This window comes from Aurantimonas sp., assembly GCF_964217435.1.
GTDB classification, from domain to species: domain Bacteria; phylum Pseudomonadota; class Alphaproteobacteria; order Rhizobiales; family Rhizobiaceae; genus Aurantimonas; species Aurantimonas coralicida.
Genome location: NZ_CAXPJM010000012.1, coordinates 1 through 15,839, shown reverse-complemented (window position 1 = coordinate 15,839; position 15,839 = coordinate 1). Strand labels below are relative to the sequence as shown.

Below are 15,839 nucleotides of genomic sequence, written 5' to 3'. Positions count from 1 at the left end.
GGAGAGACCATGACGTACCGTTCCGCCGCCGAAACCATCGCCGCGCTCGACTTCGAAGACAGGAAGTCCTTCCAGTCGGTCATCTACAGGATCCGGCTTGCCGAGCGTGGCGCGGCTGCCGCCATGGCGTACCTCGACACCGAGGTCGCGGCGGGCGACCGGGCCGAGGTCCTGCGGCTGTCGGCGCAGGCCGCCTGATCCACCCCACCCCGTCGACGACACCAGCCCCGGCCACCGCGCCGGTTTGTTTGCCCGCCGGCCGGCTTGACGCCAACCCTCCCGACGCCGCACAAGGCTCTCATGATCTCTCGCTCGCAGCTCATACGTCGCCGTACTGCCTGACGGTCCCTTCCGGGCCGCGCCGACGCACGCCCCGACAGATAGAGCGACCGCCATGACGAGAGACATCCCGCCCAACCCGTTCAAGACGCAATTGCGGTCCGCCGCCCGACACCTCTCGATGGCGCTGCGGCTGCTCGACCGGGAGAGCCGGGCGATGGTCGACCTCGCCCGCGACAGTTATGAGGGCTACCGGGCGCGACATGCTCTAGCGAGCGCTCTAGTCTGCGCCAGCCAAGCGCTCATCACCCCGTATTGGCCCAGGGCGTTTGCCGACGCGGAGGCGTTCAAGGTTGCATTCCGAGACCTGAACCTTTTGCGAGTCCGGGCTCGCGACGCGGAGGTCACCTCCTCGGTGATCGGCGACGCAACTCCGCATCTGCGAATGCTCCTCGAAGCGACCCATCAAGCGATGGAGGATGCGAGCCATGGCTGAGATCTTCTTCACCGCCGACACCCACTTCGGCCATCGCGGCATCATCGCGATGTGCGATCGCCCGTTCTACGATGTCGAGGACATGGACGAGGGTCTCATCCGCCGCTGGAATGACCGCGTGCGGAAATCCGACATCGTCTACCACCTCGGTGACTTCACCATGGGCGCAACGGCGGGACGCGGCCGCGAGATCTTCGACCGTCTGAACGGCCGCAAGCACCTCATCATCGGCAACCATGACCGGGAGAAGGTGCGCACGCTCCCTTGGGCGTCTCCGCCGCGTGACCGCCTGATGCTCCGGCACCCGGAGGAGAAGATGCCCGTGGTGCTCGACCACTACGCCCTTCGCACCTGGCCCAGCCTCCATCACGGTGCCATTCATCTCTACGGACATTCGCACGGCAGCCTGCCGGGCATCGGGCGCTCGGTCGACGTCGGCGTCGATGTTTGGAATTACACGCCAGTGACGCTCAACGAGATCCGCCCGACGCTGGAGCGGCAGCAGGCGGTGCTCGACGACGCGAGGGCGGCGCGGGCAGTCAGCGAAATGGACGACGAGGCTCTCGGCGATGCGCATACGAGTGAACTGCCACTATAGCAAATGTCCGACCGGTTCCTTTCGGCAGCTAATTCCCGTTGTCTCGACTTATTCGAATCCGGTGAGCCCTTCGCCGGTCATGCCGGAATGCAGTCGTTGACGTCGATTCCCGAGCCCTCCAAGTTGCCGTTCTCAAACCGGAGGCGATCCCCATGGCATTCACGAATCCTCACGCAGTCCAGGGCGGCGCTCTCGCCACCGGAGCCATCGCTGCAGTCGTAATGCATCAGACAATCTTCGGCTTGATCGACGCGATCCGCGCCGGCCGCATCGCCCGTGAAGAAGAGGCTGCCCATGGCGCGTGGGACCACGCCCTGTCGTCGGCGCGCCATGATGCCGGTCAGATGTCCACGCTCGCCAAGGCTGCGGTCACGATGGCCCTCGACGCGCAAGACGAAGCCGCCGAACTCCGCGCCGAGATCGCCCGCCTCCGCCGCGCCGTCGACCAGCGCGACGCCGTCATCCGGTCGCTCGGCTGATGCCGTATCTCCCATGGCTCCACCAGACTCTGGTTGACCTCGTAGAGTGGCCGGAGGCCCAAGAAGTGGCCATCGCTCTCCATACGAGCCACGTAAAGGCCACTGAGAACGACGTTGACGGGTCGGGCGGGGTAAACCCTACCTCGCGAAAAGACGTCGCTCTTAGGAAGTGCTCCTCCTAGGCGAACGCGAACGGCGAGGGTGCCGGCTGGTTTTCGACGCTGTGGATTGGTCGCGGGGCAGGGGCCTCGAACAAACGCTCTCATTGTTTGCGGCTTTTGCCGATGGCTCCTGACCGCTGTATTCGAGGCTTCTCCACGGCGGATTGTCATTCGGCGTGCAATTTTGACCCCCTAGGCGGGGTTATCGGCGTCCAAAATTGACCCCCATCCGATGCATCTGAACAGTCCGCGTTTTCCTCTGGAAGACGGGCGGGCGGGGGATGAAGGGCGTGGATACAATTGCGCGCATCCGGCGCGAGTTTTTCGTTCGCGGCCGGACGATCAAGGAGATCGTCCGCGAGCTCCATGTGTCTCGCAACACGGTCCGGAAGGTCGTTCGCTCGAACGAGACGGCCTTCGAGTATGAGCGCTCGGTGCAGCCGAGGCCCAAGCTCGGTGCCTGGAAGCCGGAGCTGGACCGGATGCTGGCGACCAATGACGCCAGACCGGCACGAGAACGCCTGACCCTGATCCGGGTGTTCGAGGAGTTGCGCGGGCTGGGCTACGAGGGCGGCTATGATGCGGTCCGCCGCTACGCCCGTGGCTGGCAGCGCGATCAATCCTCGCTGTCGGCCTCGGCCTTCGTGCCGCTGAGCTTCGATCAGGGAGAAGCCTACCAGTTCGACTGGAGCCACGAGGTCGTTCTGATCAACGGCACGACTGTGACCGTGAAGGTCGCCCACGTCCGGCTCTGTCACTCGCGGATGCTGTTCGTGCGGGCCTATCCCCGCGAGAGCCAGGAGATGGTGTTCGACGCCCACGACCGGGCCTTCGCCTTCTTCAAAGGCGCCTGCACGCGCGGCATCTACGACAACATGAAGACGGCGGTGGAGACGATCTTCGTCGGCCGCGAGCGCGCCTACAACAGACGCTTCCTCCAGATGTGCGGTCATTACCTGGTGGAGCCCGTGGCCTGCACGCCGGCATCGGGCTGGGAGAAGGGCCAAGTCGAGAACCAGGTCGGCCTGGTGCGTGAGCGCTTCTTTGCGCCGCGTCTGCGGGTGAAGAGCTACGAGGAGTTGAACGCCTGGCTGCTCGACCGCACGATCGCCTTCGCCAAGGCCCATCGCCACCCCGAGTTCCGCGACAAGACGGTCTGGGAGGTGTTCGAGGCCGAGCGGCCGAAGCTTGTCTCCTATCGCGGTCGCTTCGACGGCTTCCATGCGGTGCCAGCATCGGTATCGAAGACCTGTCTCGTGCGCTTCGACAACAATCGCTACTCCGTCGCCGCCAGCGCCGTCGGACGCCCGGTTGAGATCCGCGCCTATGCCGATCGCATCGAGCTACGTCAGGACGGGCGGGTTGTCGGTGAACACCCCCGCTGCTTCGGCCGGGATCAGACGATCTACGATCCCTGGCATTATGTGCCGGTTCTGGCGCGGAAGCCCGGCGCCCTGCGTAACGGCGCGCCGTTCAAGGACTGGATCCTGCCGGCGAGCCTCGAGCGCGTCCGGCGCAAGCTCGGCACTGCACCTGACGGCGGGCGTCAGATGGTTGCCATCCTCACCGCGGTGCTGAGCGATGGACTTCCTGCCGTCGAGGCCGCCTGCGCGGAGGCGCTCGGTGAAGGCGTCCACTCAGCGGACGTGATCCTCAACGTTCTGGCGAGAGCCCGCGAGCCCGCCCCCATGATCACCATCATGACCCCGGACGCGCTTCGCCTTAACCACGAGCCGGCGGCTGATTGCGCCCGCTACGACAACCTCAGGAGAGCAGTGTGATGGAACGCTCCGAGATCCTCGGCGCCATGGGCGAGCTGAAGCTTTATGGCATGAAGGCAGCCTTCGACGAGATCATCTCCACCGCCGTGAAGCGCCAGCACGAACCGAGCCGTGTCGTCGGCGATCTGCTCACGGCGGAGATCTCCGAGAAGCAGGCGCGTTCGATCAAATACCAGATCACCATCGCCAAGTTGCCGCTTGCCCGAGACATCGACGACTTCGTCTTCGACGACACGCCGATCAACGAGACGCTGGTGCGCGATCTCGCCTCCGGCAACTTCATGGCCCATCAGCGCAAGGCCGTTCTGATCGGCGGCACCGGCACCGGCAAGACCCACCTGGCCATCGCTATCGCCCGGGCCTGCATTCGATCCGGCGCCCGGGGGCGGTTCTTCAATGTAGTCGATCTCGTCAACAGGCTCGAGGCCGAGGGGCGTGCTGGCCGCCAGGGCCGAATGGCGGAGTACCTGACGCGGATGGACTTCATCGTTCTCGACGAGCTCGGCTATCTGCCCTTCGCCCAGTCTGGCGGACAACTCCTGTTCCACCTGATCAGCCGGCTCTACGAACAGACCTCGGTGATCGTCACGACGAATTTGGCGTTCGGCGAATGGCCATCCGTCTTCGGCGACGCCAAGATGACCACCGCGCTGCTCGACCGCCTGACCCACCACTGCGACATCGTCGAAACCGGCAACGAGAGCTGGCGCTTCAAGCACCGCCTCTGAGCCCTTCCAGCACAGAACGCGCCCGGTCCGATCTCCTCTTCGCCTCCGGCTCCGATCCGCTCGGACCGGGCAAGCAGCCATCGCCCTAGGGGGGCAATTTTGGACGCCGATCGGGGGTCAATTTTGAAGGCCGTTTGACAAAGTTGCGGGAGCCTGAATGATCTATGTCGCCGACGCGATTGACCTGTTCAGCGATGGCTCGATGATCGGTGTCGGCTCCGTCGTTTCACTCGGTCTGACGTGCATCCTCGCGCTCGGCCAGATCATGGCTGATGTGCCCGAAGACTTTGTCACCATCGCCAATCTCAAAGAAAAGGCGCGTCCCGCTGCCGCCGCATCCTCCTGTCCGCCTCCTACGTCATTCCCTGCCTCCTGGGCGCCAGCATCGACTACTGGCTGCTGCGGGCAGGCGAAACGTTGAAGCTTGCCGCCCTCGCCTTCAGCGCGGGTATCCTTCTCCTGGCCGCCGTCGAGGAGATGTTGGAGGAGGCGCAGGAGGCGTCCGAGGACACGCGCTATTCGGCCGCTTTCTCATCGACGGCTGTGCCCTGTTCACGCTGATCGCGTCGTATTTTGAAGGCTAGCCCAACGAGAGCGCCTCGCTGGTCTGGCATTCGGCAGTCATACCACAGCCGCCCTGACTGATCGCCGCGCCCGCAAAATACGTCACTAACGCCGCCGACCACTCTAAGGCGCGGCATCACCGGGCGCCGTAGTTCCCGCAAGCGTCGACGCCGCAGGCCGTCTCGCCTAGCAACTCATCGGCGAGGACCAGCAGCTCGTTGAGACGCGGATCGCTTAGGCGGTAATGAACGAAGCGCCCGCGCTGCTCGCCGGCGACGAGACCGCATTCACTGAGGCACCGCAGATGGTTGGACGCGTTCGATTGCGACAGGCCGGTGATCGCGACGATCTCGCCCACGGACAAGGACCCCGCGCGCAAGGCGTCCAGGATCGACAGGCGCGAGGCGTCTGCCAACCCCCGGAACAATTTCGTCCGTAGGGCAACGGTCGGAAGATCGACCCGCTCGATCAGTTCGGCATCGCTCGACATATCAGTCACGAATGATATATAGCCATTTTCGATCAGGGAAGATGGCCGTGAGCGTAGCAGCTTCAACGAATGATGCCGAGACGGCGCGTTACCGCGTCACCGGCATGGATTGCCCCACCTGCGCGGCGAAGATCGAGAAGGCGGTGCGTTCGGTCGGGGTCGAGGATGTGAAGGTCTCGACGGCCACGCAGATCATGACGCTGCACGTGAATGATCCCAATGCCCGTCTTCCGGAGGTTGAGCGCGCCGTGACAGGAATCGGCTATAGGCTCGATCGCCTGGACGCGCCGAGTCTCCACGCCGAAGGCGACATTGACGACCTACCGAAGGACCTTTCCCACATCACGCCGGCCTACAAGCGGGCGCTCTGGATCGTCGTGGTGCTCAATGTCGGCTACGGCGTCATTGAGATGTTCGGCGGCTTCCTATCAGGATCGCAGGCGCTCAAGGCCGATGCGCTCGACTTCCTGGGCGATGGCCTGATCACCTTCCTCGGCATCCTCGCTATCGGGTGGAGCCTTGTTTGGCGCGCCCGGTCGGCCCTGATACAGGGGCTGTTTCTTGGCGCGCTTGGTCTCGGGGTTCTCGCCAATACCGCCTATCGCGTGCTGGTGCAGCAACAGCCCGAAGCCGAGCTGATGGGTCTGTTCGCGGTGATTGCGCTCGTCGTCAATGTGGTCGCGGTACTTCCGCTGCTGCCTCACCGGACCGGCGACGCCAATGTCCGCGCGGTTTGGCTGTTCTCGCGTAACGATGCGATTGGCAACGCCGTCGTCGTCGTTGCGGCGGGGCTGGTGGCCTGGACCGCCTCTCCCTGGCCTGACCTTGTTGTCGCCGTCGTGATCGCCGGGCTGTTCCTGCAATCCTCCTGGTCGATCATCCGGGATGCACGCGCGGACCTGCGGGAAGCCGCCGCGGCCAGCGGCGCCAAAGCCTGACGGAGGTGCTGCTGTAGTGGACTTCTCCGGCATCGGCATAGCCACGGCCTTTGCCGCGGGCGTCGTTTCCTTTCTATCGCCTTGCGTGCTGCCGCTCGTGCCGGGCTACGTCTCCTATGTCGCCGGGCGCACGATTAGCCCGGATGGGCTTGCAAGCAGTGGGGGAAGTCTCAAGGAGACAGGTCGTACACTTGGCCTGAGCCTTTGTTTCGTGCTCGGCTTCACCACCGTCTTCGTCCTGCTCGGAGCCAGCGCGACGGCCCTGAGCGGGCTTTTGCGCACGCACCTCTATGAAGCCAACCTGATCGGTGGCGTGATCGTCATCGTCTTCGGCCTGTTCACGACCGGCCTAGTGCCCATGCCCTGGCTCGAGCGCGATGTGAGATTTCATTCAGGCCCACATCACGGCGGCCCTTGGGCGAGCTATCTCCTCGGTTTGGCCTTCGCTTTCGGCTGGACACCCTGCATCGGGCCGGTCCTCGGCGCCATCCTGGGACTTTCGGCCGTAAACGCCACCGCCGGAAGTGGAACAGCGCTCCTGGCCGTCTATTCGCTCGGTCTCGGCCTTCCCTTCATCCTCGCCGCCCTGTTCATGCGCGGCTTCATGGCGCGGATGACGGCCATGCGCAGAACAGGCCGGGTTCTGAAGATCGTCGCTGGCGGGATCATGGTGGTCATGGGCATCGCGATGATCACTGGCCATCTCACAAACTTTGCGATCTGGCTCCTCCAGACGTTTCCGGCGCTTGGACGTATCGGATGAGCGCAATCGCGATGTTACCGAGCGCGCAAGGCGGCCTGGAAGTGGAGGCGAAATGAGCGTTTGGATCTGGGTAGTGGTTCTGCTTGTAGCCGTCTATGCCGCGCATTGGGGGTCGGAGCACCTCGCCGACCCCTTCAAGAAGGTGCGCCGGCAATGGGGTATCTCGGCCGCAGCAGGTGGCTCGCTGATCGGCATCGCGACCGCCAGCCCGGAGGTCGGAATCAACATTACGAGCGCGGTCCGGGACGCATCCGGCATCGGTCTCGGCGCTGTCCTCGGATCGACCGTGATCGGCATTCCGACCCTCGTCACGATCGGCTATCTGGCGACCCGCAAGCGCGATCTCCCCAATGATCCCGGTCACGACCGGCACCTGCAAGAGCACCTTCTGCGGGTCGATCCGGCTGCTGTGGGCGTGCAGGCGCTGCCTTACCTCGGAATCCTCGTCCTGCTCGCCGTGCTGACTTTGCCCGCGGCCTGGCGCGGCCTTCAGCCGATCGACGGTTGGCTGCTGTTCGCCGCCTATATCGCTTACCTCGCCCAAGCGTTCCTGCGCGGACGCGGAGAAGGTGAGCAGGTCGACTGGTCAAAGCGCGAGATCTGGCTCGCCGTTGCCGGCGTGTTGGTGCTCGCGCTGGGCGCCTATTTTACCGTCATCGCCACCCAGAACATCGTCAAGGCGCTCGGCATCTCGGCGATCGTTGGCGGTCTTTTCATCACTGCACCTGTGGCGGCCCTGCCAGAAGCCTTTGCGGCCTGGACCGTCGCCCGGTCCGGCCAGATCACGCCGGCGCTCACCAACATCATTGGCGACCACGCCATGGCCGTGACCGTGGGGTTCCTGCCTCTGGCGCTGGTCGGGACCTCCATCGAGAACTTTCATCTGTTTTGGGTCAGCTTCGTCTTCGTCGCGCTTATGCCTGTGCTCTATGCCGCCTTCATCCGCTGGGGCGGCTCCGAGCCCGGATTCCGGCGCTGGCAGGTCTTCGCTCTGGTCGGCACCTATGTGGTTTACGTGCTGATCGTCCTCTTCTGGGTTCTCAAGGTCTTCTGATGGTGCAGACGCAAACAGCCCCGCATACGTCCGCCTCCATGCTGCGGCTGGGGTTGCCCATTGCCGCCGCCTGGTTCCTGATCGATCAGGTCAGCAAATGGTGGATCATCAATAGCGTGATGCAGCCGCCTCGGGTGATCCCGGTGACCGAGTTCTTCAACCTGGTCCTCTGGCACAATACCGGCGTGAGCTTCGGGCTTTTCGGCGACACATCACCTTGGATGCTGATGACTTTCACGCTGGCGATGGTCATCGGTCTCATCATTTGGCTGATGCGCGCCGCAAACCGCCTGACCGCCATTGCGCTGGGGCTCATCATCGGCGGCGCTCTCGCCAACATCCTTGATCGCCTGCGGCATGGCGCAGTCACCGACTTTCTGGATTTTTACGTCGCTGCCTATCACTGGCCGGCTTTCAACCTCGCCGATGTGGGGATCGTGAGCGGCGTCAGCCTTCTGCTGCTCGAAAGTGTATGGCCGAGGGGCGAGGGGAGGGTGCGCAAGGCTGACCCGAACTCCATCCGATGAAGGCGCTCTGATGCCGCAACTTCCCCGTGATACCCGACCAGACGCAACGCTCTCGCTTCTCGCTGACCCCTACAGGTTCATCTCGAAGCAGTGTCGGGCGTATGGATCGGACCTGTTCGAGACCCGGCTTATGCTGCAGAAGGCGACCTGCATGACAGGGCCGGAGGCAGCCAGGCTCTTCTACGACCAAAGTCGATTCATGCGACATGGCGCCATGATCGGGCGCATCCAGAAGACGCTGCTCGGAAAGCACGGCGTGCAGGGGCTGGACGACGAGGCCCACCGACTGCGCAAGCAGATGTTCATGTCGCTGATGACGCCCGAGCGTATCGAAGTGCTGATGGCGATCACTGCGGAGGAGTGGCAGGCACGCGCTCGCCTATGGGCGCTGAGAAACGAGATTGTCCTTTACGACGAGCTTCACGAACTCCTGACAAGAGCGGCCTGCGCCTGGGCCGGGGTGCCGCTCCCCGAGTCTCAGGTTCGACAGCGAACACACGAGATCACGGCGCTGTTCGACGCCGCAGGATCAGTCGGCCCCGCGCACTGGCGGGCGCGGTGGGCGCGCAAGCGGGCCGATCGCTGGATCGAGAATATCGTCGGGCGGATCCGTTCCGGGCAAATCCGCCCGCCGGAAGGATCGGCTGCTTCGATCATTGCGGAGCATCGGGGCTCGAACGGCGAACTGCTGAGCCCGCACGTTGCCGCTGTGGAACTCCTTAACGTGATCAGGCCGATCGTCGCCGTTGGCGTCTACATCACCTTCGTCGCCCATGCCCTCCACCAGTTTCCTGAATGCCGGCGCAAGCTCGAAGCTGGCGACGACACGAGCTTTACGGAAATGTTCGTCCAGGAGGTTCGGCGCTTCTACCCCTTCTTCCCCGCTGTCGCTGCGCTGGTGCGCCGCGATTTCGAGTGGGGGGGATACCGTTTCCCCCGTGGACGACGCGTAATCCTGGATCTTTACGGAACGAACCGCGACGCCAGGACGTGGGACGAGCCTGAGGCGTTTCAACCAGAGCGATTTCGCAAATGGGACGGAAACCCCTTCAACTTTATTCCCCAAGGCGGCGGGGATCACGATTTGGATCACCGCTGCCCAGGCGAGTGGATCACGATAGGGCTCATGAGTCAGGCGACGAAGGTTCTGTCTAGGCACATCGAATACGACGTGCCGGAGCAGGATCTTCGGATCGACTATTCCAGGCTGCCGGCCCTGCCCCGAAGCCGGTTCATCATCTGCCGAGTAAAGGAGAATGCGAACGATCCTATCTAGCGCCGAGCTGGACACCCGCAAGAATCTGGCCTGGGAGCAGCGGTCGTTTTTCGGGCTCTCGGAGCATCTGGAACGCCTGAGCAAGAACGGCGATCCGCTTGAGACGCTCGAGACGACCGTGGATTTCGAGCATCTCCGCGGCTGGTTGGTCGAGGGGCTAGGCTACGGCGACGGCTCCAAAGGCGGGCGGCCGCCGTTCGACCCCGTAGCGATGTTCAAGGCGTTGATCCTGCAGGCGCAACACAACCTCTCCGACGCGCGCATGGAATTCATGATCCGTGACCGGCTTTCCTGGATGCGATTCCTTGGGTTCGACCTGGGCGCTCCGACACCGGACGAGAACACCATCCGGCACTTTCGCAACAGGCTGACCGAGACGGGAACTTTGAAGCGGCTGATGAAGGCCTTCGACTGGCAACTGCAGAAGAAGGGCTACGTCCCGATGGCTGGCCAGGTCGTCGACGCCTCGCTGGTTCCGGCGCCGAAGCAACGCAACACCGAGGGCGAGAAGGCGGCGATCAAGGCCGGAGAGTCCGCCGGCGAAATCTGGACCAACGAGCCGGCCAAGGCGGCTCAGAAGGATGTCGACGCCCGCTGGACGCTGAAGATCGGCGGCAAGGTTCGCTATCGCCCGGACGGTACGCCGCTGCCGATGATCGCGACGCCGGTCTTTGGCTACAAGTCCCACATCAGCATCGACCAGCGCTTCGGCTTCATCCGCGAGAGCGCGGTTACCTCTGCGGCGGCCCCGGACGGACGGCAACTTCGGCATCTCGTGAGCCGACAGAACACCGGTTCGCAAGTCTGGGCCGACAGCGCCTATCGTTCGGGGGAGAACGAGAAGTGGCTAGAGAGCGTCCGCATAAACGGGTTCAGCGAGGTGGCGTAATCTGATTCAATCTCCTGGAAGGGAGATTGCCATGCGTTGCCATGAACTGTCGGATCAGGAATGGGCTGTCATCGAGCCGCTGCTGCCGCAAAACAGCCGCGGCGTCGCCCGGGTCGACGACCGGCGGGTGATCAACGGCATCCTCTGGCGGTTCCGCACCGGCTCATCCTGGCGCGACGTCCCGGAGCGTTACGGTCCTCGGACCACGCTCTACAACCGCTTCACGCGCTGGCGGACCGCCGGTGTGTGGGATCGCCTCCTGGCAGCGGTATCGAAGGCTTATGACGGCGACATCGTCATGATCGACAGCTCCTGCGTTCGCGTCCACCAGCATGGTGCCGGCGCGAAAAAGGGGGATCTGCCGATCCTTGCATGGGACATTCCCGTGGCGGCCTGACCACCAAGATCCATGCTCTCGTCGACGCCGAAGGGCGCCCTGTGCGCCTCGAGCTGACGGCCGGACAGGCCGGCGACGCGCCGATGGCGACCAAGCTGCTCGACGCCGTCGCGCCCGGAGCGACCGTCATCGCCGACAAAGCTTATGACGCGGACGGCATCCGCTCCTTCGTCGCCAGCCGCAATGCCTGAGCGAACATCCCGCCGCGCTCTATCCGCAAGGGCACCTTCGCCTTCAGTCGATGGGTCTACCGCCAGCGCAACCTCGTCGAGCGCTTCTTCAATCGCATCAAGCAGATGCGGGGCCTTGCCACGCGCTACGACCGGCGCGCCGACAACTTCGCCGCCGCTCTCAAGCTGGCTGCCGTCCGCATCTGGATCAATGCCCAATGAGTCCGCTCCCTAGGCGAACGCGAACGGCGAGGGTGCCGGCTGGCTTTCGACGCTGAGGATTGGTCGCGCGGCAGGGGCCTCGGACAAACGCTCTCACTGTTTGCGGCTTTTGCCGATGGTTCCTGACCGCTGTATTCGAGGCTTCTCCACGGCGGATCAGGCATGGGTGCCGCGATCTGCCAGGTGAAACTCGCTCGTCCTGGAGCGGAGTTTACGATCGCATTTGATCTGACCGGGGTTTCGTTCAAATCGAATGTAGTGAATAGATTGTATAAAAATCGCTTCGAAATGCGGTGTCGATTTTGGCTGTAGAGTAAAATCGGTATGCCACTCTTCTCATCATCAGGGAAGGAGGCGGGAATGTTAAAAAAATACAAACTAGTTATTAAAACAATACTTGCAATACTGGTTGCTGCTATCTTCGTGAACACCGCGTTGGCACAGCCATCGCAAATGCCGATGCTGGAGCGCACATCGCAGCCCGTCGGCCACTACGAATTCTGCCAACGATATCAAAGCGAGTGCCAGCCGAATCTGCCGGCTGTCGTTCCGACCCTGACCGAGGATCTCTGGTCGCAGTTGATCGAGGTGAACGGCTCCGTTAACACGGTCATCATCCCGCGAACCGACGAAGAGATTTTCGGTGTAGCCGAGCGCTGGGCCTACCCCACTAAGCAAGGTGATTGCGAAGACTTCGCGCTTCTGAAGCAGTATATGCTCCAGCGTGCAGGTGTTCCTCGTTCAGCCCTCCTTATCACCGTTCTTCGTCAGCGCAACGGTGCCGGCCATGCGGTACTGACAGTGCGAACCAGCGAAGGCGACTTCGTGCTCGACAACCTGGACGAGCGGATCCTTCCTTGGAACGAGACGGATTACCTTTATCTAAAGCGGCAGTCGGAGCTGGACTCCGGAAAATGGATCGGCATAGCGGACGACCGCGACATCCTCGTCGGTAGTGTGCGGTGATCAGCTACTGGATAGGATGACTATCGAGACGGGTTTTCGCGGGGTTTCTGGCGATATCGTTGCAGGCATCACCGATGAATCTTGAAGTGGACTCCGTTTCGCATTTCGCCGGACAGGCGGCGGTTGGGTTTAGGCACTGAGCGAGATGAACTCTCGCGGCGATCGGAACTTCTATTCTGAGTGCGCGTGGACCTCGCAAGAATCCTCGACCCAGTCGGGGAGCAAGGCGAGAATAGTGGCGGCGTCGGACAGAACGGTGATGCTGGCATAGTCGCGCTTCACCGTCTTAACGAAGGCCTCCGACATGCCGTTCGACTCCGGGCTGCGGACGGGCGTGAAGAGCAGAGTCAGGCCGACAGCTCGGGCGGTGTCGGCGGTGTCGTTGGCAAGGTAGGCGCTGCAGTAGTTGTCCGGCAGCCATCCGGCCTGCGCCACGGCGGACCATGCAATGACCTCGCGGTCGCAGACATCCAGGACGAAGAAGATGCGCACGACCTCGCGGTTCCTGGCATGGATCTCCAGATGGTCTGAGCAGTGAGTCAGCGGGGCCACCGGTTCGAGCCCGCTGGTGAACGCACGTTCGAGCGCAGCGCAATGACGACGCAGTCATACGTTCGACCAGGCCGCCGGGCGGTATGGCGCTCCAGCGTCAGGCCATGATGCTGCATGATCCTCAGCACCCGCTTTGCATTGACCGCCGGGCGGCATTCCGCCCGCAGGCGACGGTTCAACAGCGCCGTCACACGCCGGTAGCCATAGGTCGGCCGGGCGTCGACGATGGCCCGGATGGGCGCCAGGAACTCGGCATCCTCGGCCTTGCGATACGGGCCCCGCGGCTTCACGGTCCTACCGCGTCGCTCGTTGATCTGGGAACGAGCGACGTCAAGCGTCCGCGCCACGACGCTCACCGTGAACCGCCCACGGGATCGCTCCAGGACAGCAAGGACGATGTCCGTTTTTTTGGGCGAGCGACGTCGAGCGCCTCTTTGAGGATCTCGTTCTCCATCGTCTTGCGGCCGAGCAGCCGCTCAAGGTCGCGGACCCGCTTTTCAAGATCGCGGACCCTCGACGTGCCGACGACGTCTTCGTCGGCCTGGACGGCCGCATGTCCGCCCTCCAGCATCCGACGCTTCCAAGCAAAGAGCTGCGACGGCGAGACGCCTGCCTGCCGCGCTACGAAGGACACGCTCATCCCAGGCTGCATCGCCTCCTCGACGAGGCGGACCTTCTCGGCCGTCAACCATCGACGCCGGCGCTGCACAGAAGTGATCACTTCAACCCGAGAATACGGGCCATCAGGAGCTTTCGACATAGTCGTACTCATAGGCGGATGCCTATGCCTTATCGGCTATACTACCTGGCTGGTCAAAAACGGGGTGCGCTCCAGCCCCATTCTTTTTCAGCCATTTATCCCTTGCGCCTCCAGTGGGTAGAGGAGCTAGGGGGTGGCCGAATGCCGAACAAGGAGTCCATCGATGACGTCCATCCTCCCGAAACAGTTGGCCAGTGACAAATCCGGCTGTCTCTCCGAAAACCCGGCAGGCGCGATAGCTGGAATTTCAGCCGCCGCTGGCCAAAGCCTCTGATGTCAGCGACAGTAAAGATGGCAGGTTCTGCCGTGCCTGAGGTTCCGAGCAGCTCTTGCAGTCCTACGCGCTACGTATTTGTCGATGTGTGGCGCGGATTGGCGATCATCGGTGTCGTAATCTATCACTTTGGCTGGGACCTGAGCTTTTTCGGGTATGTTTCGCCCTCACTGATGTTCAGTATTCCGGTCACTATATTTGCTCGCAGCCTCGCCGGCTCGTTCATGTTTCTCGTTGGGGTCGGGCTCGTGCTGGCCCATTTCCGCTATACCCACTGGCAAAAATTCCTCACGCGCCTTGCCAAGATTGTCGTGGCGGCTGCCGCGATATCAGTGGTCACGTATGGTGCTTTTCCTACCAGTTTCATTTACTTCGGAATTTTGCACTCCATCGCGTTGGGATCTCTCCTGGGACTCCTCTTTTTGAGGTTTCCAATTGGCTTGGTCTTCTTCGCCTCATTCGCAACGCTGGCGGCGCCGCTCTTTCTCGAAACCCCGACCTTCAACACACGGTTCCTGGCCTGGATCGGATTTGCTGCTGCGCCACCATTTTCGAATGATTTTGTGCCTGTGTTCCCGTGGTTTGGGGTGACACTTGCGGGCATAGGCTGCACCCGGCTCCTTGTGGCCAGGCCATCAAAGCGGGACCGGAAGCCCCATAGCCCCAGGGCACATCTTGGCGGGGTACTGACGTGGGTGGGGCAACGAACGCTGCCCATCTACCTGTTCCATCAGCCACTGCTTTTCGCCGGATTTGTTGTCCTCACCCGCCTCTTAGCGGAGTAGCCGAATCGCCCCCCCCCCATAGACCCGGTTATCGAACCAGGAAGATCGGCAATTGATCTAGCTTATCCGCCAAACCGACCGAGCCGTGCTATCTTTGTAGTCTTCTCGAAAAGCCGCCAAGCTGAGCAGGGGCCTTTTGTCCTCGTCCTCGTCGGATGCTCCGCGATTGCGAGTACAATGGCAGCATCCCAGCCGACGAACGAAGCCGTCAATGCCCAGACTTTCGTGCCTCCCGCAGGGCCACCCGGCCGCACCGAAGTCCCGGAGCCGATGGGATCGTTGGACATCGACAAACTGATGGCCGAAGGCCACTGCCGGACATCGTGATCGATGATCCGAATGCGCCGGTAACGATTGTCGAATAGGTCGTGTCCCCATCCGTGGTGTAGCTCGGCGGTAGCGTCGTCGATCTCGTCCGCGCATTTCATCGCGCTGTAGGACGGATCGGCGGCGCGGTGGTCACCAGCGGTTTCCGGTTAGGCTTGGGTTGCGACATCCAACCCGGACCGGAGATCCCCTGATGACCGACGACATGATGAGCCTGCGCAGCCTTCTGGAGAAGACCCCTGATGCCGATCTGCTGCGCGAGATGATCGGCTTTGCCGCCCAGCGGCTGATGGAACTGGAGGTCGGTGCTGCGACCGGCGCCAGCTATGGCGAGAAGAGTGCCGAGCGCCTCGCCCAGCGCAA

Annotated in this window: 16 protein-coding genes and 3 pseudogenes; 17 read left to right on the top strand and 2 right to left on the bottom strand. The window is 62.8% G+C overall.

Annotated elements, in window-relative coordinates:
* The first annotated feature begins 9 nt into the window (after positions 1-9).
* From ACEQX1_RS06270 to ACEQX1_RS06240, 7 genes are all read left to right on the top strand, one after another.
* Positions 10-198, top strand: coding sequence for a hypothetical protein (locus ACEQX1_RS06270; RefSeq protein WP_024348516.1), 189 nt, complete (start codon positions 10-12; stop codon positions 196-198).
* 196 nt (positions 199-394) lie between these two features.
* Complete coding sequence (locus ACEQX1_RS06265; protein ID WP_024348515.1) at positions 395-775, top strand: hypothetical protein; 381 nt, start codon at positions 395-397, stop codon at positions 773-775.
* Positions 768-1,373, top strand: coding sequence for a metallophosphoesterase (locus ACEQX1_RS06260; RefSeq protein WP_370195327.1), 606 nt, complete (start codon positions 768-770; stop codon positions 1,371-1,373). Before ACEQX1_RS06265 ends, ACEQX1_RS06260 begins: the two co-directional genes overlap by 8 nt.
* 152 nt (positions 1,374-1,525) lie before the next feature.
* Positions 1,526-1,852 (top strand): hypothetical protein, encoded by a 327-nt coding sequence (locus ACEQX1_RS06255; RefSeq protein WP_156421800.1) that lies wholly within the window; start codon positions 1,526-1,528, stop codon positions 1,850-1,852.
* A 442-nt stretch (positions 1,853-2,294) separates the two neighbouring features.
* Positions 2,295-3,794: an IS21 family transposase gene (gene istA, locus ACEQX1_RS06250; protein WP_187392770.1), complete on the top strand. Its 1,500-nt coding sequence runs from the start codon at positions 2,295-2,297 to the stop codon at positions 3,792-3,794.
* Entirely contained in the window at positions 3,794-4,522 is a 729-nt protein-coding gene (istB, locus tag ACEQX1_RS06245; protein WP_370196623.1) for an IS21-like element helper ATPase IstB, read from the top strand. Before istA ends, istB begins: the two co-directional genes overlap by 1 nt.
* 157 nt (positions 4,523-4,679) lie before the next feature.
* Positions 4,680-4,943: a hypothetical protein gene (locus tag ACEQX1_RS06240; RefSeq protein WP_024352448.1), complete on the top strand. Its 264-nt coding sequence runs from the start codon at positions 4,680-4,682 to the stop codon at positions 4,941-4,943.
* Between the two features lie 279 nt (positions 4,944-5,222).
* Here the strand turns inward: ACEQX1_RS06240 and ACEQX1_RS06235 are convergent, their stop codons facing one another.
* Positions 5,223-5,576: a metalloregulator ArsR/SmtB family transcription factor gene (locus ACEQX1_RS06235; RefSeq protein WP_024352447.1), complete on the bottom strand. Its 354-nt coding sequence runs from the start codon at positions 5,574-5,576 to the stop codon at positions 5,223-5,225.
* Between the two features lie 104 nt (positions 5,577-5,680).
* Between ACEQX1_RS06235 and ACEQX1_RS06230 the strand changes: the two genes are divergently transcribed.
* The 8 genes and pseudogenes from ACEQX1_RS06230 to ACEQX1_RS06195 all read left to right on the top strand — a co-directional run bounded on the left by ACEQX1_RS06230 (position 5,681) and on the right by ACEQX1_RS06195 (position 12,778).
* Complete coding sequence (locus tag ACEQX1_RS06230) at positions 5,681-6,514, top strand: cation transporter (protein WP_370194194.1); 834 nt, start codon at positions 5,681-5,683, stop codon at positions 6,512-6,514.
* 16 nt (positions 6,515-6,530) lie between these two features.
* Positions 6,531-7,277 carry a cytochrome c biogenesis CcdA family protein gene (locus ACEQX1_RS06225; protein WP_009209123.1) on the top strand — a complete coding sequence of 249 codons (747 nt, stop codon included), beginning with the start codon at positions 6,531-6,533 and terminating at the stop codon, positions 7,275-7,277.
* Between the two features lie 52 nt (positions 7,278-7,329).
* A complete protein-coding gene (locus tag ACEQX1_RS06220; protein ID WP_024352445.1) occupies positions 7,330-8,331 on the top strand; it encodes a sodium:calcium antiporter in 1,002 nt (333 codons plus the stop codon).
* Complete coding sequence (lspA, locus tag ACEQX1_RS06215) at positions 8,331-8,858, top strand: signal peptidase II (RefSeq protein WP_009209125.1); 528 nt, start codon at positions 8,331-8,333, stop codon at positions 8,856-8,858. Before ACEQX1_RS06220 ends, lspA begins: the two co-directional genes overlap by 1 nt.
* Positions 8,859-8,868: 10 nt before the next feature.
* Positions 8,869-10,134, top strand: coding sequence for a cytochrome P450 (locus tag ACEQX1_RS06210; protein ID WP_009209126.1), 1,266 nt, complete (start codon positions 8,869-8,871; stop codon positions 10,132-10,134).
* Positions 10,115-11,023, top strand: coding sequence for an IS5/IS1182 family transposase (locus ACEQX1_RS06205; protein WP_024352443.1), 909 nt, complete (start codon positions 10,115-10,117; stop codon positions 11,021-11,023). The genes ACEQX1_RS06210 and ACEQX1_RS06205 overlap by 20 nt, the downstream gene beginning before the upstream one ends.
* Before the next feature lie 25 nt (positions 11,024-11,048).
* Positions 11,049-11,812 (top strand): annotated as a pseudogene (locus ACEQX1_RS06200) (IS5 family transposase).
* Positions 11,813-12,172: 360 nt separating this feature from the next.
* Positions 12,173-12,778: a transglutaminase-like cysteine peptidase gene (locus ACEQX1_RS06195; protein WP_009209130.1), complete on the top strand. Its 606-nt coding sequence runs from the start codon at positions 12,173-12,175 to the stop codon at positions 12,776-12,778.
* Between the two features lie 174 nt (positions 12,779-12,952).
* Here ACEQX1_RS06195 and ACEQX1_RS06190 read toward each other — a convergent pair.
* Positions 12,953-14,102 (bottom strand): annotated as a pseudogene (locus tag ACEQX1_RS06190) (IS3 family transposase); the annotation flags it as partial.
* Positions 14,103-14,381: 279 nt separating this feature from the next.
* Here ACEQX1_RS06190 and ACEQX1_RS06185 point away from each other — a divergent pair.
* Entirely contained in the window at positions 14,382-15,149 is a 768-nt protein-coding gene (locus tag ACEQX1_RS06185) for a heparan-alpha-glucosaminide N-acetyltransferase (RefSeq protein WP_081451349.1), read from the top strand.
* Between the two features lie 520 nt (positions 15,150-15,669).
* Positions 15,670-15,839, top strand: a pseudogene (locus ACEQX1_RS06180) (IS256 family transposase); the annotation flags it as partial.

Coding starts and splice junctions, on each gene's coding strand:
- ACEQX1_RS06270 (WP_024348516.1), top strand. CDS start 10: ATGACGTACCGTTCCGCCGCCGAAACCATCGCCGCGCTCGACTTCGAA.
- ACEQX1_RS06265 (WP_024348515.1), top strand. CDS start 395: ATGACGAGAGACATCCCGCCCAACCCGTTCAAGACGCAATTGCGGTCC.
- ACEQX1_RS06260 (WP_370195327.1), top strand. CDS start 768: ATGGCTGAGATCTTCTTCACCGCCGACACCCACTTCGGCCATCGCGGC.
- ACEQX1_RS06255 (WP_156421800.1), top strand. CDS start 1,526: ATGGCATTCACGAATCCTCACGCAGTCCAGGGCGGCGCTCTCGCCACC.
- istA (WP_187392770.1), top strand. CDS start 2,295: ATGAAGGGCGTGGATACAATTGCGCGCATCCGGCGCGAGTTTTTCGTT.
- istB (WP_370196623.1), top strand. CDS start 3,794: ATGGAACGCTCCGAGATCCTCGGCGCCATGGGCGAGCTGAAGCTTTAT.
- ACEQX1_RS06240 (WP_024352448.1), top strand. CDS start 4,680: ATGATCTATGTCGCCGACGCGATTGACCTGTTCAGCGATGGCTCGATG.
- ACEQX1_RS06235 (WP_024352447.1), bottom strand. CDS start 5,576: ATGTCGAGCGATGCCGAACTGATCGAGCGGGTCGATCTTCCGACCGTT.
- ACEQX1_RS06230 (WP_370194194.1), top strand. CDS start 5,681: ATGGATTGCCCCACCTGCGCGGCGAAGATCGAGAAGGCGGTGCGTTCG.
- ACEQX1_RS06220 (WP_024352445.1), top strand. CDS start 7,330: ATGAGCGTTTGGATCTGGGTAGTGGTTCTGCTTGTAGCCGTCTATGCC.
- lspA (WP_009209125.1), top strand. CDS start 8,331: ATGGTGCAGACGCAAACAGCCCCGCATACGTCCGCCTCCATGCTGCGG.
- ACEQX1_RS06210 (WP_009209126.1), top strand. CDS start 8,869: ATGCCGCAACTTCCCCGTGATACCCGACCAGACGCAACGCTCTCGCTT.
- ACEQX1_RS06205 (WP_024352443.1), top strand. CDS start 10,115: ATGCGAACGATCCTATCTAGCGCCGAGCTGGACACCCGCAAGAATCTG.
- ACEQX1_RS06195 (WP_009209130.1), top strand. CDS start 12,173: ATGTTAAAAAAATACAAACTAGTTATTAAAACAATACTTGCAATACTG.
- ACEQX1_RS06185 (WP_081451349.1), top strand. CDS start 14,382: ATGGCAGGTTCTGCCGTGCCTGAGGTTCCGAGCAGCTCTTGCAGTCCT.